General features: G+C 70.5%; 16 protein-coding genes. 10 read left to right on the top strand and 6 right to left on the bottom strand.

Features of this window, described 5'->3' with window-relative positions; all coding sequences use genetic code 11:
* The first annotated feature begins 37 nt into the window (after positions 1–37).
* From ACIBGM_RS33390 to ACIBGM_RS33365, 6 genes are read left to right on the top strand one after another with little or no spacing between them, the layout of a single operon-like run.
* The gene (locus tag ACIBGM_RS33390; RefSeq protein ID WP_396387792.1) at positions 38–1729 is read left to right on the top strand and encodes an ABC transporter substrate-binding protein; all 1692 of its coding nucleotides are present in this window, start codon (positions 38–40) and stop codon (positions 1727–1729) included.
* A complete protein-coding gene (locus ACIBGM_RS33385; protein WP_396387791.1) occupies positions 1726–2679 on the top strand; it encodes an ABC transporter permease in 954 nt (317 codons plus the stop codon). Before ACIBGM_RS33390 ends, ACIBGM_RS33385 begins: the two co-directional genes overlap by 4 nt.
* Complete coding sequence (locus tag ACIBGM_RS33380) at positions 2679–3563, top strand: ABC transporter permease (protein WP_396387790.1); 885 nt, start codon at positions 2679–2681, stop codon at positions 3561–3563. Before ACIBGM_RS33385 ends, ACIBGM_RS33380 begins: the two co-directional genes overlap by 1 nt.
* Positions 3560–4570, top strand: coding sequence for an ABC transporter ATP-binding protein (locus tag ACIBGM_RS33375; protein ID WP_360519906.1), 1011 nt, complete (start codon positions 3560–3562; stop codon positions 4568–4570). Before ACIBGM_RS33380 ends, ACIBGM_RS33375 begins: the two co-directional genes overlap by 4 nt.
* The gene (locus ACIBGM_RS33370) at positions 4567–5550 is read left to right on the top strand and encodes an oligopeptide/dipeptide ABC transporter ATP-binding protein (RefSeq protein WP_360519904.1); all 984 of its coding nucleotides are present in this window, start codon (positions 4567–4569) and stop codon (positions 5548–5550) included. The genes ACIBGM_RS33375 and ACIBGM_RS33370 overlap by 4 nt, the downstream gene beginning before the upstream one ends.
* Positions 5547–7304, top strand: coding sequence for a gamma-glutamyltransferase family protein (locus tag ACIBGM_RS33365; RefSeq protein WP_396387789.1), 1758 nt, complete (start codon positions 5547–5549; stop codon positions 7302–7304). The genes ACIBGM_RS33370 and ACIBGM_RS33365 overlap by 4 nt, the downstream gene beginning before the upstream one ends.
* Here the strand turns inward: ACIBGM_RS33365 and ACIBGM_RS33360 are convergent.
* Positions 7286–7966 carry a GntR family transcriptional regulator gene (locus ACIBGM_RS33360; protein ID WP_360519900.1) on the bottom strand — a complete coding sequence of 227 codons (681 nt, stop codon included), beginning with the start codon at positions 7964–7966 and terminating at the stop codon, positions 7286–7288. The genes ACIBGM_RS33365 and ACIBGM_RS33360 overlap by 19 nt on opposite strands.
* Positions 7967–8064: 98 nt before the next feature.
* Between ACIBGM_RS33360 and ACIBGM_RS33355 the strand changes: the two genes are divergently transcribed.
* Complete coding sequence (locus ACIBGM_RS33355; RefSeq protein WP_396387788.1) at positions 8065–8928, top strand: GNAT family N-acetyltransferase; 864 nt, start codon at positions 8065–8067, stop codon at positions 8926–8928.
* On the opposite strand, the gene ACIBGM_RS33350 is transcribed toward ACIBGM_RS33355, so the two are convergent.
* Positions 8923–9450 carry a TrmH family RNA methyltransferase gene (locus ACIBGM_RS33350; RefSeq protein WP_396387787.1) on the bottom strand — a complete coding sequence of 176 codons (528 nt, stop codon included), beginning with the start codon at positions 9448–9450 and terminating at the stop codon, positions 8923–8925. The two genes, ACIBGM_RS33355 and ACIBGM_RS33350, sit on opposite strands and share 6 nt — an antisense overlap.
* 58 nt (positions 9451–9508) lie before the next feature.
* Positions 9509–11272, bottom strand: a complete 1764-nt coding sequence (locus ACIBGM_RS33345; RefSeq protein WP_360519894.1) for a M1 family metallopeptidase — start codon at positions 11270–11272, stop codon at positions 9509–9511.
* 369 nt (positions 11273–11641) lie between these two features.
* Between ACIBGM_RS33345 and ACIBGM_RS33340 the strand changes: the two genes are divergently transcribed.
* Positions 11642–12400: a M28 family peptidase gene (locus tag ACIBGM_RS33340; RefSeq protein WP_360519892.1), complete on the top strand. Its 759-nt coding sequence runs from the start codon at positions 11642–11644 to the stop codon at positions 12398–12400.
* Here the strand turns inward: ACIBGM_RS33340 and ACIBGM_RS33335 are convergent.
* Positions 12397–13812, bottom strand: coding sequence for a CapA family protein (locus ACIBGM_RS33335; RefSeq protein ID WP_360519890.1), 1416 nt, complete (start codon positions 13810–13812; stop codon positions 12397–12399). The genes ACIBGM_RS33340 and ACIBGM_RS33335 overlap by 4 nt on opposite strands.
* Before the next feature lie 69 nt (positions 13813–13881).
* Here ACIBGM_RS33335 and ACIBGM_RS33330 point away from each other — a divergent pair, with 69 nt between their 5' ends.
* Positions 13882–15438: an adenylate/guanylate cyclase domain-containing protein gene (locus ACIBGM_RS33330; RefSeq protein ID WP_360519888.1), complete on the top strand. Its 1557-nt coding sequence runs from the start codon at positions 13882–13884 to the stop codon at positions 15436–15438.
* Here the strand turns inward: ACIBGM_RS33330 and ACIBGM_RS33325 are convergent.
* Both ACIBGM_RS33325 and ACIBGM_RS33320 read right to left on the bottom strand, forming a co-directional pair.
* Entirely contained in the window at positions 15421–16137 is a 717-nt protein-coding gene (locus tag ACIBGM_RS33325) for a MerR family transcriptional regulator (protein ID WP_360519886.1), read from the bottom strand. The genes ACIBGM_RS33330 and ACIBGM_RS33325 overlap by 18 nt on opposite strands.
* Positions 16138–16182: 45 nt before the next feature.
* Entirely contained in the window at positions 16183–18753 is a 2571-nt protein-coding gene (locus ACIBGM_RS33320; RefSeq protein ID WP_360519884.1) for an AAA family ATPase, read from the bottom strand.
* 108 nt (positions 18754–18861) lie between these two features.
* On the opposite strand from ACIBGM_RS33320, the gene ACIBGM_RS33315 reads away from it, so the two are divergent.
* Positions 18862–20031, top strand: coding sequence for an NAD(P)/FAD-dependent oxidoreductase (locus tag ACIBGM_RS33315; RefSeq protein ID WP_360519882.1), 1170 nt, complete (start codon positions 18862–18864; stop codon positions 20029–20031).
* The last annotated feature ends 11 nt before the right edge of the window (positions 20032–20042 follow it).

Raw genomic sequence — 20042 nt, 5'->3', positions numbered from 1 at the left:
GAAACAGTCGACGAGACCGCCTACTCAGGAGCACTTGATGACTACTCGCCGACTTCTGTCCTTGCTGAACCGCTCCAGCTGGAGCCGTGGCCCGCGGTACGCCGGAGCGGCAGTCGGGGTGATCGCCCTGGCCCTGATCGGGACCGCCTGCTCCCCCGTCGAGCCGGCCGGGAGCGACTCAGGGGGCAGTGCCCAGCCGTCCACCGGGCAGGACGTCTTCGGCGACCCGGCGGACCCGGCGAAGGTGAAGCCGGGCGGCACGCTGACCGTTGCCCTGTCCGCGGACCCGGACAAGCTGGACCCGACGCTGTCGCGCAGCCTGTACTCGCGCTACGTCTTCCACACGATGTGCGAGAAGCTGTACGACCTCGGCCCGGACGCGAAGATCGTGCCCCAGCTCGCGACGGCGCTGCCGACCATCTCCCCCGACGGCCTGAGCCTCACGATCCCGCTCAAGCAGGGCGTGAAGTTCGCCGACGGCGGCACCATGGACTCGAACGCGGTGAAGGTCTCGATCGAGCGTGGCCTGACCCTGGCCGGTTCCGGCCGCAAGAGCGAGCTCGGCCCGATCGACAAGGTCGAGACGCCCGACCCGAACACCGTGGTGATCAAGCTGTCCAAGCCGTTCGCGCCGCTGACCGCCGCGCTGGCCGACCGGGCCGGCATGGTGCTCAGCCCGGCCGCGGTGTCCAAGCTGGGCGCGAACTTCTCCACCGCGCCGGTCTGCGCCGGCCCGTTCAAGTTCGCCAGCCGGGTGGCGCAGAACTCGATCAAGGTGGTCAAGGATCCGCTGTACTACGACGCCGCGAAGGTGCACCTGGACGCGATCGAGTATCGGATCATCACCGACTCGAGCATCCGCTCGGCGAACCTGAAGTCCGGTGACGCCCAGGTCGCCGACTCGCTGTCGACCCAGGACGCGCCGTCGCTGCAGGGCGACAGCAGCATGACCGTGCTGCAGTCGCAGTCGCTCGGCTACCAGGGCCTGACGGTCAACATCGCCAACGCGAACGGCATCGGGAACCCGCTCAAGCAGCTAGACACCCCGATCGCGAAGGAGCCGAAGGTCCGGCAGGCGCTCGCGCTGTCGATCGACCGCGAGGCGCTGGTGAAGTCGATCTTCAACAACCTGAACACGGTCGCCTGCTCACCGGTCTCGCCGAAGAGCGAGTTCACCTCGGAGGCGGCCCAGGTCTGCCCGCCGCATGACCCGGCGAAGGCGAAGCAACTGCTGTCCGAGGCCGGCGTCACGACGCCGTACAAGGTCACGATGATCACCTCGAACAACCCCGACAGCCTGCGGCTCGCGCAGGCCCTGCAGGCGATGGTCAAGGAGGGTGGGTTCGACCTGGTGATCAAGCCGGTCGAGTACGCCTCACTGCTCGACCAGCAGGACCGCGGTGACTTCGAACTGCTCCAGCTCGGCTGGTCCGGCCGGGTCGACCCGGACGCGAACATCTACAACTTCGTCGGTTCCGAGGGCAGCCAGAACGTGGCCGGCTACAGCAGCCCCGAGATCGACAAGCTGCTCACCGACGCCCGCCAGTCGACCGACAAGGCCGAGCGGATCAAGCTGTACGGCGACGTCGTCACCAAGCTGCAGCAGGACGACCCGCTGATCTACATGTACCGCCAGCGCAACCTGACCGGCGTCTCGAAGAAGATCCTCGGCATCCAGGTCTACCCCGACGGTGTCCTCCGGGCAGCCTTCGCAGGGTTCGCCCAGTGAATCGGTATCTCCTCGGCCGGTTGTGGCAGTCGATCGTCACGTTGATCCTGGCAACGATCGTGGTGTTCGCCGGAGTCCGCGCGCTGCCGGGTGACCCGGCCCTCGCCCTGGCCGGCGAGGACCGGGACCCGGAGTCGCTGCGGGCGATCCGGGAGCAGTACGGGCTGGACGACTCGATGCTGGTGCAGTTCTGGCAGTTCGTCAGCCACGCCGCGCGCGGCGACCTCGGCCAGTCGATCCGCACCGGCGAGTCGGTCACCACGATGATCGCGAGCGCCCTGCCGGTGACGATCGAGCTGTCCATCCTGGCGATCCTGATCGCCAGCGTGATCGGGGTCGGCGCGGGCGTCGTCGCCGCCGTACGGCGCGGCCGCCCGGCCGAGTGGGCCGCCAACGCGCTCGCCCTGCTCGGCCTGTCGGTGCCGAACTTCTGGCTCGGCCTGATGGCGATCCTCTACCTGTCCGTCGCGCTCGGCCTGTTCCCGGCGTCGGGGTTCGTGCCGTTCTTCAGCAACCCGATCGACAACCTGCACCACCTGATCCTGCCGGCGCTGATCCTCGGCACCGGCCTGGCCGCGGTGATCATGCGCCAGACCCGGTCGTCGATGCTGGACGCGCTGAGCGCCGATTACATCCGTACGGCGGAGGCGAAAGGGCTCTCGCCGCGCGCGGTGATCGGCCGGCACGCGCTGCGCAACAGCCTGATCGTGGTGATCACGATCGTCGGCCTGCAACTCGGCGCACTGATCTCGGGCGCCGTGGTGACCGAGCGGATCTTCGCGCTGCCCGGTTTCGGCAAGCTGACAGTGGACGCGGTCTTCCAGCGCGACTACCCGGTCATCCAGGCCGTCGTCCTGGTGACCGCGACGGCGTACATCGTGATCAACCTGCTCGTCGACCTGCTGTACTCGGTGATCGACCCGCGGATCCGGGTCCGGGGTGATGCCTGATGGCCATCACCGACGTCACCGTCACCGCAGGCACGCCGCTGCGCAGCAACCGGCGCCGAGTGGTACGGCGGATGCTCCGCAACCCGCTCGCGATCACGGGCCTCGTCGGCCTCGGGATCGCGGTGATCCTCGCGGTGTTCGCGCCGTGGCTCGCACCGCACGAGCCGACCCAGACCCAGCTCGACCGTGCGTTCGCACCTCCCGGAACGCCCGGTTACATCCTCGGCACCGACGACCTCGGCCGGGACGTGCTCGCGCGAATCATGTACGGACTGCGGGCGTCGCTGCACGTCGGCGTACTCGCGGTCGCCACGTCGCTGGTGGTCGGCGTGCCACTGGGACTGATGGCCGGGTACTTCCGGGCGATCGACGCGCTGATCTCGCGGTTCACCGACCTGGTGCTCGCGTTCCCATTCCTGATTCTCGCGGTCGGGCTGGCCGCGATCCGCGGCGCCAGCCTCGGCAACGCGGCGATCGCGATCGGCATCGCCCAGATCCCCGGCGTGATCCGGATCGTCCGGTCCGAGACGCTGCGGCTGAAGTCGCTCGACTTCGTCGCCGCCGCGATCGTCGAGGGCGCCGGCGACCTGTGGGTGCTGGGCCGGCACATCCTGCCGAACGCCGCCTCGGTCATCATCGTCCAGGCCACGGTCGCGATCCCGGCCGCGATCCTCGGCGAGGCGGTGCTGTCCTTCCTCGGCCTCGGCATCCAGCCGCCGGCGCCGAGCCTGGGCACGATGCTGTCCGACGCCCAGCAGTTCGCCGCCCGCGCACCCTGGGCCGCCGTGATGCCCGGCCTCGCGATCATGCTGCTGACGCTGGCGTTCAACATCGTCGGCGACAGCCTGCGCGACGCGCTCGACCCGAAAGCGAGCCGCCGTTGAACAGCTCGATGAACAAGGACCGGATGCGGACGGTTCTCGAGGTCACGGACCTGTCCGTCAGCTTCCGGACCGAGGACGGCACGTTGTCGGCCGTCGACCGGGCCGGCTTCCAGGTCGGCGAGAGCGAAGTGCTGGCCGTGGTCGGCGAGTCCGGCTGCGGCAAGAGCGTCACAGCGATGAGCCTGGCCGGCCTGCTCCCCCGGACGGCGACGGTCGACGGGTCAGTGAAGCTCGACGGTCTTGAGCTGATCGGCGCCGACAAGCGGACGCTGCGCTCGATCCGCGGCCGTGAGGTGGCGTACATCTTCCAGGAGCCGATGACGTCGCTGAACCCGGTCTTCACCGTCGGCCACCAGATCGGCGAAGTCCTGCGGACGCACGTCGGCCTCAGCCGCCAGGCCGCGCGGGACCGGTCGATCGAGTTGCTCAGACTGGTCGGGATCCCGTCCGCCGAGCGCCGCGTCGGCGACTACCCGCACCAACTGTCCGGCGGCATGCGGCAGCGCGTGATGATCGCGATGGCCGTTGCCTGCGACCCCAAGGTGCTGATCGCCGACGAGCCGACCACGGCCCTCGACGTCACGATCCAGGCAGGCATCCTCGACGTACTGCGGGAACTGCGCGAGCGGCTCGGGACCAGCATCGTCCTGATCACGCACGACCTCGGCGTCGTCGCCGACCTGGCCGACCGAGTCGCCGTCATGTACGCCGGCCGCGTCGTCGAGACCGCGGAGGTGCATGAACTGTTCGCCCACCCGCAGCACCCGTACACGGCCGGCCTCCTCGGCGCGTCACCGGCCGCCGGTCGGCACGCCGAGACGCACCGCCTCAACGAGATCCCCGGCCTCGTGCCGGTCCTGTCCGAACAGCCCGACGCCTGCACCTTCGCCGACCGCTGCCCAAGAGCAACAGACACCTGTACGGCGTCCCAACCCCAACTGACACCCGGTCACCACCGAGTCGCCTGCTGGAACCCGGTCCGAGAGCCCGTCGAGGTGGTGTCATGACCGAGCTCGCTCTCGAGGTCGAGGACCTCGTCATGCACTTCGGGCCGGTGCGGGCCGTGGACGGCGTGACGCTACGGATCCGGCAGGGGTCTGTGGTCGCGCTGGTCGGTGAGAGCGGGTCTGGCAAGTCCACAGTCGGCCGGTGCATCGTCCGGCTGCTGGAGCCGACCGACGGGACCGTACGGCTCGCCGGTGCGGACATCACGCACCTCAACCGCCGGCAACTGCGTCCGCACCGGCGCGACGTGTCCATCGTGTTCCAGGACCCCGCGGGCTCACTCGACCCGCGGCTGTCGGTCGGCGACATCGTCGGCGAGCCGCTACGGCTCATGCGTCGTAGGGACATCGCAGCAAAGGTTTCCGAGTCGCTGCGCCGAGTCGGGCTGCGACCAGAGGTCGCACAGCGTTCTCCGCACGAGCTGTCGGGCGGTCAGCGCCAGCGAGTGAGCATTGCACGCGCGCTGATCTCGGAGCCGCGTCTGCTCGTGGCGGACGAGCCCACGAGTGCGCTGGACGTGTCAGTGCAGGCCGCAGTACTCAATCTGCTGGCTGACCTTCAGAGGGACCTCGGCTTTGCCTGTCTGTTCATCACGCATGACCTGTCAGCGGTGGAGTACCTGGCCGACGAGGTTGCCGTGATGTACCTGGGGCAACTGGTCGAGCACGGCCCGCGTGCACGCATCTTCGGTGCGCCTTCCCACCCCTACACCCAGGCTTTGCTCTCGGCAGCGCCCGTACCAAACCCGGCCGAGCAGCGGGGGCGCAAGCCGGTGCTGCTCGGTGACGACCTGCCCTCGGCGATCGACCCGCCGTCCGGGTGCCGCTTCCACACCAGGTGCCCGGTCGCGATCGACACATGCCGGACAGTGGTGCCGGAGCAACGCGTGATCGGAGAAGGTGGACACCAGGTCGCCTGTCATCTGGTCCGCGACGACGGCACCGGCCCCGACGTACGCACAGTAGAAGGAGTTGCCCCATGACCTTCACCACCCGGCCCACGCTGCGCGGCACGTTCGGGATGGTTTCGTCCACGCACTGGCTGGCGTCGCAGTCGGCGATGCGGATCCTGGAGCTCGGCGGGAACGCGTTCGACGCCGGGGCTGCTGCCGGGTTCGTCCTGCACGTGGTGGAGCCGCACCTCAACGGGCCGGGCGGTGAGGTGCCGGCAATCATCGCCACCGCCGACGACCCGACCCCGCGCGTGCTGTGCGGTCAGGGTGTCGCGCCGGCCGGTGCGACGATCGAGCACTTCCGGTCCCTCGGCCTGTCTCTCGTCCCCGGCTCCGGACCGCTCGCGGCGGCTGTGCCCGGTGCGGTCGACGCGTGGCTGCTCCTGCTGCGTGACCACGGCAGCATGCCGCTGCGCGTCGTACTGGAGCCTGCGATCGACTATGCCCGCAACGGGCACCCGCTCGTGCCGCGGGTCGGCGAGACGGTGGGGACGGTGCAGGGACTGTTCGAAGAGCACTGGCCGACGTCGGCCGCGCTGTGGCTGCAGGGTGGGCGTCCGCCGAGCGGGATGTTCCGCAACGAGGCGTACGCCGCCACGCTCGAGCGACTCGTCTCGGAGGCCGAGGCGGCCGGTGCGGATCGCGTGCAGCAGGTCGAACGAGCTCGGACGGCGTGGCGGGAGGGCTTCGTCGCCGAGGCGGTCGACAAGTTCTCGCGGCTGCCGCACCGGGACTCCAGCGGCGCGGACCACGCTGGGCTGATCACCGGCGACGACATGGCTGGCTTCGAAGCGAGCTGGGAGGAGCCGGCCACACTCGACTGGAACGGGTACACGGTCGCCAAAACCGGACCGTGGGGCCAGGGGCCGGGACTACTGCAGTCGCTCGCCGTACTGAACGAGCTCGGTGACGTCGACCTGGACAGCGCGGAGGGCGTGCACACCACGGTCGAGGTGATGAAGCTGTCCTACGCCGACCGCGAGGCCTGGTACGGCGACGGCGCCGACGTACCGCTGAAGACCCTGCTCTCCCGCGCGTACGCCGCCGAACGGGCCAAGCTCGTCGGTCCGGACGCCTCGAAGGAGCTGAGGCCCGGCCGGCCGGACGGTCGCGAGCCGATCTTGCCGTCGATTGCTGTGAGCAACGACCTCGGCGACGCAACGACCGGCGAGCCGACCGTCTCCTCGGAGGGGGTGACCCGAGGCGACACCTGTCACGTCGACGTGATCGACCGGTGGGGCAACGTCATCTCGGCGACGCCGAGCGGCGGCTGGCTGCAATCCTCGCCGACGATTCCCGAGCTCGGTTTCTGCCTCGGGAGCCGGCTGCAGATGTTCTGGCTGGAAGAGGGTCTGGCGTCCTCGCTCGCACCTGGCCGGCGGCCACGGACCACGCTCACGCCGACGCTGGTGCTGCGTGACGGACAGCCGGTCCTCGCCTGTGGTTCGCCCGGCGGCGACCAGCAAGACCAGTGGCAGCTGCTCTTCCTGCTCCGCCACCTCGGCTCCGGCATGGACCTCCAGGAAGCCATCGACGCCCCGGCCTGGCACACCACCGGCTTCCCGTCCTCCTTCTACCCTCGCGCAACCGAGCCAGGCGGCCTGGTGATCGAAAGCCGCCTAGGCTCCGGCATCCGCGATGAGCTCATCCGACGCGGCCACGTCGTCACCGAAAGCGACGCGTGGAGCCTCGGCCGCCTATGCGCCGTACGCAAGGAAGCTGACGGCGTCCTGGCCGCGGCCGCCAACCCGCGCGGTATGCAGGGCTACGCGGTCGGCCGGTAAGTCTGGCCGTTGAGGGCTGCCTTGGCGGCGGCTTCGACGTGGAGGCGGGCGGCCCCGCTGGCGGCTTCGCGGTCGCCGGCGGCAATGGCATCGACCAGGCGGATGTGTTCTTCCCAGGAGTGCGGGGCACGTTGGGCTGCGCCGACGCGGAAGACCCAGTGGACGTGGTGGTACATCGCGGCCGACATCGACAGCAGCCAGCGGTTGCCACTGACCGTGATGACGGCGCGGTGGAAGGCGCTGTTCAGCTCGGCGACCCGGTCGAAGTCCTTGGCCTCGGTCGCCTCGCTGGCCTCGGCGAGCAATCGCCTCAGTCGCTCCACGTCCCGCGGCGTCGCCCGCTCGGCCGCGAGCCCGGCGGCCAGCGTCTCCAACTGCTCCCGTACGGCGAACAGGTCCCGGACCGCGACCTCGTCCAGCGTCACCACCACGGCTCCCCGCCGGGGCAGGATCCGGACGAACCCCTCGGCCTCGACCACCCGCAGGGCCTCGCGGACCGGGTTCCGGGAGACACCGAAGTCGTCGGCCAGCCGGGTCTCGGTCAACCGCTCGCCCTGGGCGTAGTCGCCGTCCACGATCCGCCGGCGCAACTCGGCGAGCACCTGCTCGCGCAACGCGACATGGTCGGCGCCGATCGTCCGTACCTCGCCCGTGTGGTCCACCCCACCGTCTCCTCTCCCCCGCTCGCCGTGTTCGCAGCACGCTAACCGATCCGGCGCCGGACCGGCACGTGCTCCCGGGGCGGCGTTATGTTGGCGGCTTGAGCATCCGACTGACGCCCCTGACCGATCCCGACTTCCGGCCGTTCAGCCGCCGGATCGGCTGGCTTGCCGCCGACCCCGACGGCAACCCGGTCGGCTCGGCGTTCCTCCGGCTGAACAGCCGCAAGTCCCAGGAGCACCTGGCCGAGCTCGAGGTCAACGTGCACCCGGCCGAGCGCCGGCGCGGCGTCGGCTCGCAGTTGCTCGACGCAGCCGTCGCCGCGGCTCGCGACCATGACGTCCGCCTGGTCCTCGCCGACGCCCGAGCCGACTCACCGGCCGACCACTTCCTCGAGCACCACGGGTTCACGATCGGGATGACGCTGATCTACGCGCGACTGCGGCTGACCGACGCGCAGCCCGCCGTACCCGCGGCTCCGGGTTATCGGTTGGTGTCGTGGGTGGGCGTCGTACCGGACGAGTGGGCGCAGACGTTCACCGATGCGCGGGCCGGGATGGACGACGCGCCGACGGGCGGGATCGAGTACGGCGAGGACGCGTGGGACGTGGAGCGGACCCGGTACGCCGCCCAGGTGATCGAGCAGCGCGGTGAGCACCTGACCACGGTCGCGGCCGTCGACGAGTCCACCGGCGCGTTCGCCGGCTTCTCCGAGCTCGTCGTACCCGCCGACGGCAGCGGCGACGCCCAGCACTACGGCACCGCCGTACTCCCTGCCCATCGCGGCCACGGCCTCGCCCTGTGGATGAAGGCCGAGCAGATCCGCCAGACGCGCGACCGCTTCCCCGCCCTCGACGGCCTGCTGACCGACACCGTCAGCACCAACACTCCGATGCAACGCATCAACAAACGCCTCGGCTACGAGCCCACCCACACCGACCATCGCCGTCGGCTCGACCTATAGCAGGCCGGACAGGCGATAGAGGACCAGCGAGCCGGCGACGGCCACGTTGAGGCTGGCGCCCGTGCCGATCATCGGGATCTCGACGACGAGGTCGAGCTGGTCAAGGGCTTCGGGTGGGATGCCGGTGCGTTCGTGGCCGAGGACGGCGATCGTGCGGTTGCGGGCCGGCGGCAGGTCGGCCAGGCGGACCGATTCCTCGGCGAGCTCGACCCCGACGATCGTGGTCCCGTCGCGAGCCTTCTGGTCGATCAGCCAGCGAACCGGGTCGTGGCCGGTCCAGTGCACACAGGTGCGCCGTTTGAGCGTGTTGCCGCGGGCGAGTGCATCCGGCACCCACGGCAGCTTGGGTACGGCGAGACATGCGCCGACCGCATCGCACGTGCGCAGCAGCGTGCCGAGGTTGACGTCGTGCTTGGGCCACAGTGGCGCGATCAGCAGGTGATCCCAGCAGGAGTGGGACCTGGTGCGGCGTTGGCGTCTGAGGTCCTTCGGGCTCCGCACCCGGACCTGCGGGCCGCTCATCGAGCGGCCGGGACGACCCTCCCGACAGAGATCTCGTTCATCCGGTCAGGATACGCGACTACTGGCCCAGGATCTTCTGCACCGCGGCGGTCGTGATCGGGTGGTACCCGGGCCGCGCCTTCGCGAACACCTCCGCCGCGAACGCCCGGTCCGTCCCGGCCAGTGCCCGGTAGACCGGCAGCACCAGCTTCATCCGGCCGACCCGAGTGAGGAACGACGCCAGATCGGCGTACGACGCCTCATAGCTGCTGGCGGCAACGATCTGGTACCAGCGCCGGGCGATCTCGCCGTTCGCCGTACCGGTCAGCTGGAAGGCGCGGTCGAGCTGCTGCAGCTGGTTCGCGCCGAGCACGTCCGGCGCCGCGTCCAGGAAGCGCAGCCACTCCTGCGTCGTCCAGCCTCCCGCGGCCGGCAGCTCACCGGTCGCGAGCCAGCGGTCGCGCGCCTCGTCGACGGCCTCGAACCGTTCCGACACCGCGCGGCGCGCGAACGCCGGGATCCCGGGCTCATCCAGCCAGGCCGCCAGCTCGGCATCCGTCACCACACCGGGATTCGGGCTCAGCAAATGCGCGCGCAGGTGCGCGACGAAGTCCCCGGAGTTGATGCTCCGGAACGCGAAGCGGTCGAAGTACCCGCGCAGGAACGGGTCGAACACCTCCCGGGAGAACCGCTCCTCCAGCCAGGACAGGAACCACGACCCCTTCAGCGGACCGCACGACGTCGTCCCGTGGTACTCCGTGCCGTGGTTCAGCCCGGGCAGCTCCACCGCCAGCTCGGCCGGGGTCAGCGGGTCCAGCTTGACCACGGTCGCGTGCTCCTTGATCGCCGTCTCCATCACCGCGAACTCGGTGCCGTAGACCGCCTCGACGATCCGGTTCTCGACGTACGACGTGAAGCCCTCGTTCAGCCAGATGTCGTCCCAGCTGTCCTGGGTGACCAGGTTGCCCGACCAACTGTGCGCCAGCTCGTGCGCGACAACGCTGACGAGCGACTTGTCCCCGATCACCACGGTCGGCGTCGCGAACGTCATCCGCGGGTTCTCCATCCCGCCGTACGGGAAGGACGGCGGCAGCACGAGCAGGTCGTAACGCCCCCAGCGGTACGGGCCGAACAGCGCCTCGGTGACCCGCATCATCTCCTCGGTGTCGGCGAACTCGGTCGCCGCCCGCTTGGCCATCTCCGGCTCGGCCCACACGCCCGACCGCTCACCGATCGGCTCGAACACCAGATCTCCCGCGGCGATGGCCAGCAGGTACGACGGGATCGGCTCGGGCATCACCACGTCGTATGAGCCGGTACGGCGGGATATCGTGCCGTTGTCCGCACTCATCAGCACCATCAGCTCCGGCGGAGCGGTGACGTTCGCGGCGTAGCTGAACCGGACGCCCGGAGTGTCCTGCACCGGCACCCAGCTGCGCGCGTGGATCGCCTGCGACTGGCTGAACATGAACGGCATCACGCCGCCCGCGGTCATCGACGGCTCCAGCCACTGCAGGCCGGTCGCGGTCGGCGCGGTGCGGTAGCTGACCCGCACCCGCTCGTGCCGGTCGGTGCGGATGTTCAGCGCCGACCCGAGCTCCGGGTCGGGCACCGCCAGGCTGTACTCGAGCGGCTCCCAGCCATCCGCCGTCGCACCCTCGACCGCGAGCACTGTGAGGTCACGGGTGTCGAGCACGAACCGGTCACCGGCTCCGGTCCAGGCCAGGGTGTGCGTGGCAGAGCCGGCCAGCACCTTCTGCTCGAAGTCCAGCGTCAGGTCCAGCTCCAGGTGCGTGGTCCGAACCAGCGCAGGTTCGGCGTAGGAGTGGCGGTCGTGCGTCACGGATTGCTCCCCGAGTCAGGTGGTCCGACGAACAGTACCCACGGCGAGCCGGGTTCCGGCGGCCAATCTGAGCCATCCGCACCACCGTGCCAAAAGGCCCAGTTTTGATCAGACAGGCACCATGGAGGCATGTGGGCCGCCACCCGGCCACTGGCCGCCGTCCTCACCCTGCTGGCCACCGCCGCGTGCACCAGCCCGACCACCACGCGCGACCCGACCCCGTCGACCGCGCCACCTCCCACCACCGCCGCTCCACCCCCGCCAACCACCGCCGCTCCGCCCCCGCCAACCACCGCTGCGGCGCCGCCTCCGACCTCCGCCACCGCGCCCCCGTCACCGCGGCCCACGGCCTTCAACAGCGCCGCCGCCATGAGCACAGTGCGCTACCTGGCGGGCCTCGGCCCTCGCGAAGCCACGAGTCCCGCCTACCTGCAAGCCCTGACCTGGCTGGAGCAACGCTTCCGCGCCGCCGGCTACCAGACCCGCCGCCAAGCCCTGCGCGTCCCAGCCGGCATCTCCTGGGGCGTCCCGGTCCGCGCAGGCACCACCTGGAACCTGATCGCCACCAAACCCGGCTTCAACCCCGCCGCACCCCACCGAATCGTCGGCGCCCACCTCGACACCGTCCCGCAGGCCCCCGGCGCCGAGGACAACGCTTCCGGCGTCGCAGTACTCCTCGGCACCGCCCAGTTGTCGCCACGCTCTCCCACCGTGTTCGTTGCCTTCGGCGCCGAAGAACCCCGCGGCGACGGCGACAACCGCCACCACTACGGCTCCCGCGCGTACGTCGCCTCGCTACCGCCCGCGCAGCGCAACGCCCTCCGCGGCATGGTCTCGCTCGATCGCGTCGGCGTCGGCACCGTCGTACCGATCTGCTCCGCACAAGCCGACGACGTCGCCCTGCGCAACGAAGTCCGTGCGGTGGCCGCTCGGGCCGGCGTACCAAGCAGGGCGTGTGTGAACCGGTCGAGTGATCACTGGTCGTTCGTCCGCTCCGGACTGCCAGGAGTCCGGCTCGGCAGCACGCCGTACGCCGAGTACCACTCCGCCCGCGACCTGCCCCGCGTCGTGTCACCGGCCCAGCTCGGCCGGATGGGGCGAGTGGTGAGCGCCTGGCTCGCCGGCTAGCGGATGTCGGCCAGGATCTGCTCGGCCCGCGTACCGGTCACGACCCGCGGGCTGAAGTCGCTCCCGATCACGTACGGCGTCAGCCGGGCAGCCTTCAGCGTCTTGCCCCAGTAGGTGAGCTCAAGCAGCACGCCCTCCTGCGTCTGCTGCATGAAGTCCATGTCGAACACCAGGTTCCCCAGCGAGTGCGCCACCACCTTGCCCGGCGGGAACAGCACGCTCTGCACCCAGTGCGGGTGCCCACCGATCACCAGGTCCGCTCCGGCCTGGGTGAGCGCAGTCGCGACGGTGTGCTGTGCCGGCACCGGCGTGTGCGTGTACTGCTGACCCCAGTGCGGCAGTACGACGACCACGTCGACGGCAGCCTTCAGCGTACGAATGGCCCGCGTCATCGTGGCCAGGTCACTGGTGTTCAGCGGACCGGTCCGCGGCGGCATGCGGATGCTGAACGCTCCGGCGCTCGTTGCGGTCGCTCGCGGAGTCTCGCCGATCGCGTTGAACGCCAGGAAGCCGAAGCGGACACCGTCGCGCTCGACGATCGCCGGGCGGGCCGCTCCGGTGAGGTTGCTCCCGGCCCCTACCGGCTGGATGCCACCCGCCCGCACCAGCCGGACGGTCTCGAGCAGGGCACGCTGCTGGAAGTCACCGGTGTGGTTGTTGGCCAGCGAGAGTACGTCGACGCCGGCGTCCCGCAGCCCGGCCACAACACCGGGTGGGGCTGCGAAGGAGTCGCCTCCCTGTTGTGGTGCACCGGCTCGGGACAGTGTGCTCTCCAGGTTGAGCACGGTCAGATCCGCGGCGGCCAGGCGGGGGCCGATGGCACGCAGTGGATGGGAGACGTCGCCGGACTGCGCAGCGGCGGTCGCTACTCGGCGGCCGAGCATGACGTCGCCACCGACAGTCAGGTCGATGACGGGCGCCCTCGGTTGGGCGCCAGGCGTTCGGATCGGGTAGCGGGCGGGGTCTTTGAACGGGTCCGTCCCGGCCACCGTGAGCGGGCGGACGGACGGGCCGGCCGCGGAGGCGGGGACCAGGGCGAGGGTGGTAGTCGAGCGTTGCGCCTGACGCAATGAGCCGACCTGAAAGCCCCGCCAGGACTTCAAGGAGCCCCGGGCGATGGACCGGGCGATGGTCAGGGGAACGTCCTGCGCAGCGCGAGTCGGGTGGACCGCGAGCACCAGCGGCTGAGTCGGCACCGGGGTGGTGGCTGGAGTCGTCCGGGACAAGGGCGGACTGGTGGCAGACGGCGTGCTCGGCTGCGTCGGGCTGGCAGGCGCTTGGCTGGACGCGGGGCTGGCTGGCGTAGGGCCGGCCGTCGTACCCGGTGATGGCTGGGCAGAGCCGCTCTCGGAGCAGGCGACCAGCACCGCCGCCGCAAGAGCAGCCAGCGGGATCTGCCACCGAGCAGCCATGGCGCCACGGTAGCTCTCAACTGGTAAGCCGGCTGCACGATGTGGGGCCATTGCTAGCAGACTGTGAACATGCTGCCCGAGGGAAAGCCTGAGCTGGTGCTCAAGCAGCGTCCGTTCGGGTCTTGGCTGCTTGGGCCTGCCGACCAGAGTCCGCGGCTGCTTCGGGTGCGGCTTCGGGTGCTGATGACAACTTTCTCGATCGGGACGAACCTGATCGGGGCCGTGGTCGTGTTCGTGCTGGCGGTGTTCGTGCTGCCGGGGCCGCCGCTCGTCGACCAGCTCAAGGTTCTCGAGGCGATCTTCATCCCCTCGTACTTCCTGGTCGCCGTGGTGATCGGCTGCTGGTCGAGCGTGCGGCTCACCAAGCGGGTGACCCGCTGGGTGGACGAGGACCGGCCGGCCACCCGCAAGGAGCAGATCGCCACTCTGCAGCTGCCACTGCGGCTGACCCTCATCGAGGTGTTCCTGTGGATGCTGGCGTGCCTGATCTTCACCGTGATGACGCTGGCGCTGCAGCCTGAGAACGCGCTGCGGATCGCGGTCACCATCGTCGACGGCACAATCATCACGTGCTCGGTGTCCTACCTGCTGACCGAGTTCGCCCTCCGACCGGTCGCCGCGCGGGCGCTCGCCGACTCACCGCCCCCGAGGCGTCTGCTGTCGGCCGGGCTGAAGGCGCGGACCGTGTTCTTCTGGGCCGTCGGCTCGGGCGTCCCGGTGGCCGGGCTGATGCTGGCCGCCGTACTCGCGCTGATCGAGCAGGACGTCTCCCCTACCCGGCTCTCGGTGATGATCCTTGCCCTGGGCATGGTCGTGCTGCTCAACGGCTGGCTGCTCACCATGTTGTCGGCCAAGTCGGTGGTCGCGCCGGTCCGCTCGGTGCGGAACGCGCTGACGCTGATCGGCGACGGGCAGCTGGACGTCCGGATCCCGGTGTTCGACGGCACCGAGCTCGGGTCGCTGCAGGCCGGGTTCAACAAGATGGCCGAGGGCCTGCGGGAGCGGGAGCGAATCCGGGACGTCTTCGGCCGGTACGTCGGTCCGGAAGTCGTCCAGGAGGCGTTGAGCAGTGACCGGCTCGGCGGCGAGGAGCGATTCGCCGCCGTACTGTTCGTCGACCTGGTCGGCTCGACCCAGCTCGCGGCGGAGCGGCCGCCGGCCGAGGTGGTCCAGCTGCTCAACCGGTTCTTCGCGATCGTGGTCGACGAGGTGGTCCGGCAAGGCGGGTTCGTGAACAAGTTCGCCGGTGACGCCGCGCTGGCCGTCTTCGGTGCGCCGGCCGAGCTTCCGGACGCCGCCGGCAGTGCGCTGCGGGCCGGTCGCGCGCTGGCCCGGCGGCTGGCCGAGGAGTTGCCTGAGGCAACCGCCGGGATCGGGGTCACCGCGGGCATCGTGGTGGCGGGCACGGTGGGCGACGTACGGCGGCACGAGTACACCGTGATCGGGGACCCGGTCAACGAGGCCGCTCGCCTCACCGAGCTTGCCAAGTCCACCCCAGCCCGACTCATCGCGTCCATGGCCGCGGTCAACGAGGCGGCGCCGGCCGAAGCAGCGCACTGGAATCCCGACTCCCAGGTGACGGTGCGCGGCCGCAGCGAGCCGACTCAGCTAGCCGTCCCGCAGTGACCGCTTCTCCTCAATGAGTTGATGCAGAAGCGCGGCGCCGTACAGCATCGCCTTGGTACGGTTGTCGTGCGCAGCCCGGCGTTCCGCGATCGCTGCCCGCAACGCCTCGGTGCTCCCGGTACGGCGAAGTCCGTCGAGCACCGGCTTGATCTGCTCGAAGTAGTAGCGCCCTTGCCGCAGCATGTGGATGATCCGCGCGTCCCGCACCTCCTCCGGCCCGTACCGCCGGTACTTCGTCCCCGGCTCCCGCGTCGGCGTCAGCAACCCGGCCGCCTCCCAGACACGCAGGGCTGACGTGCGCACACCCAACTGGTGCGCTAACTCCCCCACCAGCAACGACGGACCCGCGGCAGCAGGCTCGTCCAGGAACTCCGCAGCAGCCGCACCCAGCGCCTCGCTCATCGCATCGGTCGCCAGCCGCTGCTGATGCAGCCCGGCATGCGACGCGTCCACCAACCGGTAGGCCTGCGCCTCGTCACCGGTGTGCACCGCCTGCATGATCTCCGTCGCGACCTCCGGACCGAACCCCGGCGCGAGCGCCCGGTACGTGAGCAGCGCCGACAGGTGCTCCTCGCCGTACTGGCGGTACCCGGTCGCCGACCGTGGCGCCGGCGGCAGGATCCCGGCCGCCTCGTAGTTGCGCACCAGTTGCGTCGAGATCGAGGCCCGTCGCGCCAGATCCACCGGCCGCAGTCCCACGCCGTACCTCCGTCTTCAGACTCTGACTCCCCGCAAGCCTGCCACTCAGGCGGGCAGGAGGCCGAGAGCCTTGGCGCGGGTCGCGGCGTCGCGTCGGGTCTTGGCGCCCAGTTTGTCCAGGATCGCGGCCACGTGCGTGTCCACCGTGCGCACCGACAGCACCAGGCGGGCGGCGATCTCGGCGTTGGTCAGCCCTTCGGCGAGCAGCCGTACGACGTCGGTCTGCCGCTCGGTGAGTCCGGCCGGGTTGTCCCTGGTCGCCTGCACCCGGCCGCGTGGGATGCGACTGACGCCAAGCTCTCGCAGCCGGCCGCGTACGCGCCGGGCCAGCGGCTCGGCGCCGAGTCCGTCAAGGGTGCTGAGCGCGGACAGCAGATCTGCGGGGTCGGTGCTGTGAGAGAGCGCGAGCGCGTGCTCGTACGGACAACCGGCTTTGTGCCAGGCCTGAGCCGCCTCCTGCCACCGACCCGCCGCGAGCAAGCGGAACGGATGGTCGGACGCGTTCATCGGCACCGGCCGCCCGGCGACGCGCATCCAGTACCCGAACGCGGCCGCCGATGAGGTCCGCCCGAAGCGGTACACGTCCTCGTACGCCGGTTCGACGACGTCGGACGCGTCCTCCTCCCGCAACCACGCGGCCTCGAGCATCGCCGCCCCGGCCGGACCGGTCCGCTGGGCCTCACCGAGACGCTGCGCGATCTGCCACGCCTCGTCGAGCAACCCGTCGTCCGGCTCGCCCCGCCGGGCCCGCACGATCCCGGCGACGACGAGCGCGGGACCGCGGGTGATCACTTCGGAGTCGCCCGCGCACCCGGCCTCCCGCTCGGCCTCGTCCCAGCGCCCGAGGTCCAGGTAGACCATGCTTCGCGTCACTTGCAGGTAGCGCAGGAAGCCGTGGAACTCGGCGTCACCAGCCAGGCAGATGGCGTCCTCCAGCAGGTGCTCGGCCTCCGCGAGCGCGAGCACGTCCATCAGGTGCCAGATGATGTTCACGTACGCGCGGCAGGCATGCTCGAACTCGTTGGCCGCCAGCGCCACCGCGAGGCTCTCCTCCAGGAGCCCCTGCCCCTCGGGCCGGCCGTGGTCCCAGAGCGCCGTACCGACGTTGTTCAGGGCATGCGACAACAGGCCCGCATCGCCGATGTCCCGCGCCATCGCGACGGCCCGCAGCCCGACGTTGACGCAGTCGGTCCAGTGCCCGGCGAGCATGTGCAGCTGAGACTGGTTGCTCAAGGCAAGCGCCAGCGCGCGCCGGTCCCCCGCGTGCTCGAGTACGGCGATCGCGTCCGCCCCACTGACCTCCGCACTGGCCCGGTCACCCGCCCACCACTGCACCCGCGACAGCCACCGCAGACTCAGCCCGAGCTTCCGCGGGTCGCCGAGCTCCCGACGCAGCGCGACAGCCTCCTCCTCGGCATGTACGGCGAGATCGGCCGAACCGACCGTGTAGCACTCGACCGCGAACCCGTCCAGGATGTCGGCCAGCTCCTCCGACGAGAACACGTCCCGCTGATCCAGCAGCAGCCGGTAGTGCGCGACCGCCTCCCGGTGCGACCCGGCCGCGGCCGCCTCCCGCGCCGCTGCGGGACCATGGGCGAGGATCACCTCCGCGGCACCCGCCTCGGCCGCGTGGTGCACGATGCGCGACAGGTCGCATTCGTCGAAGCGCTTGAGCAGAGCGGCCAGCACAGCCTGGTTGCAGTACACCCGACGGGCGGCAGGCATCGAGTCCACAACCGCACGGCGGGCCAGCTCGTGTGTGTACGCGACTCCGGTCGGCGAGACGACGAGGACGCCGCGTCGCTCGGCCGCCGCGAGCGAGGCGAGTCCGCCGGGGACGACTGCCTCGACGAGCCAGCGCTCTGTGCTGGACGGCACCACAGCCAGCAGCTCGAGTGCGTCCCTGGTTGCTCCATCGAGACCGGCCAGCCGGGCACCGACCGCCTCCGCAACCGTGTCCGGTACGGCGTCCAGGTCGCCCGACGCGTAGATCTCCGTGACGAAGAACGGGTTGCCGCCCGTCACCGCGAACACGCGCTCGGTGTCCATCCCAGTGTGCGCACCGAGCTGGTCCACCGCTCCCGCCGACAGCCGCGCCGGCCGCAGCCGTCGCAGCCGCGGTGTGCTCGACGCCAGCCCCAGCAACTGCTGCAGCGGGTGGTCCCTGGTCAGCTCCACGTCCCGGTAGGACAGCACGAGTACGGCGGGCAGACTGGCGATCCGCCGTACGAGGAAGCGCAGTACGTCGAGAGTCGCTTCGTCGGCCCAGTGGATGTCTTCCATGACCAGCACGGCCGGGTCGTCGGGCCGGTCCAGCTCGGCTCTGAGGGCGTCGCTCACCGCGGTCCGGTCGCCTGACTCGAGCGCCCTGCTGAGCGCTCCTCCGACGCTGCCGACCAGGTCCCGGAGCGGCCCTAGGACACGGGGAGTGGCGAGGTCGTCGCAGTACCCGACCAGCAGGCGGGTGTCGGACGGCAAGACCCTCGGCAGGGCGCCGACGAGGCTCGACTTGCCGATGCCGGCCTCACCGGCGATCAGCACCACCGAGCCGTCACCCGCCCTGGCCTCCTCAGCGGCCGCGGCGAGCTCCGCCAGCTCCCGCTCACGTTCGAGCATGCAAACCCACCCCCACCCGATTGTGCACCCGACCTCGGTAGCGCCGGTGGCCGATCTACGTAGTCGTGACGGATCCGCCGGCGTGCGGCGCGGACCTACAAACGAGACATGCAGTCATTCAGTCATCGTCACGACGTCGTGATCGTTGGCGCGCGGGCCGCCGGAGCCGCGACCTCGCTCCTGCTGGCCCGCCAAGGCCACGACGTCGTTGTGGTCGACCGGGACGAGTTCCCGTCCGACACGCTGTCGACGCACCAGCTCGCCCGACCGGGTGTCGTGCAGTTGCACCGCTGGGGTTTGCTGGACGCCGTACTCGAGAGTGGAGCGCCGCCGCTCCGGAAGGTGCACTTCACCGCCGGCGGCGAGTCGGTCGTCCGTCCGGTGAAGGAGAAGGCGGGCGTCGACATGCTGCTCGCGCCGCGGCGACACATCCTCGACGCGCTCGTGATCGAGGCCGCTGTCCGCGCCGGCGCCTCTGTGCAGACCGGCGTCACGATCGACGGCGTCACCGTCGACCAGACCGGTCGCGCCACCGGGGTGCACGGGCATGACCGCACCGGCGCGCCGGTGGAGTTGGCTGCGCGCTTCGTGGTCGGGGCCGACGGACTCGGCTCCCGCGTCGCGCGCTCGCTGGGCGCCGAGATCACCGAGGACCGCGGTGCCTCGGGTGCGGCGCAGTACGCGTACTACGACGGGCTGCCGTGGGACGGGATCGAACTCATCGTCGCCGACCGGGCGCTCACCGGAGTGTTTCCGACCCACAACGGCGAGGCCTGCATCTGGATCTGCAGCCCGATCGCGGACGCGCACCAGTCGCGTCGAGAGGCCGCCACCCGCGAGGACGCGTTCACGTCGTACCTGTGGCGGGTCGCTCCGACGCTGGCCGAGCGGCTTTGGGAGGGACGCCGTACGTCGCCTGTGCGCGGCATGCTCCGGGCTCCGAACGTCATCCGCCAAGCGTCCGGCCCGGGATGGGCGCTGGTCGGGGACGCCGGCTACCACCGGGACCCGGTCACCGGTCACGGCATGTCCGACGCATACCGCGATGCCGAGCTGCTGGCCGACGCCCTCGACCGCGCCCTGTACGGCGACCAATCGGCGCTGGCCGACTACCAGCAGGCACGTGATCGCGCACTGCGGCCGATCTTCGAGCTGACCGTCGCGCTGGCCGCCTATCCGCCGGCTCCTGAATTCGTAGAGCTGCAGAAAGAACTCAGCCGTGCTCTCGACGCCGAAGCGTTCGAGCTCGCTGACCTCAGCCTGCTCGCCGCAGTCTGACCGACACCTCA

Source organism: Kribbella sp. NPDC050470 (assembly GCF_044458365.1).
Taxonomy (GTDB): domain Bacteria; phylum Actinomycetota; class Actinomycetes; order Propionibacteriales; family Kribbellaceae; genus Kribbella.
Note: the sequence above shows the minus strand (reverse complement) of the source record. Positions and strands in the feature narration are given on the sequence as shown.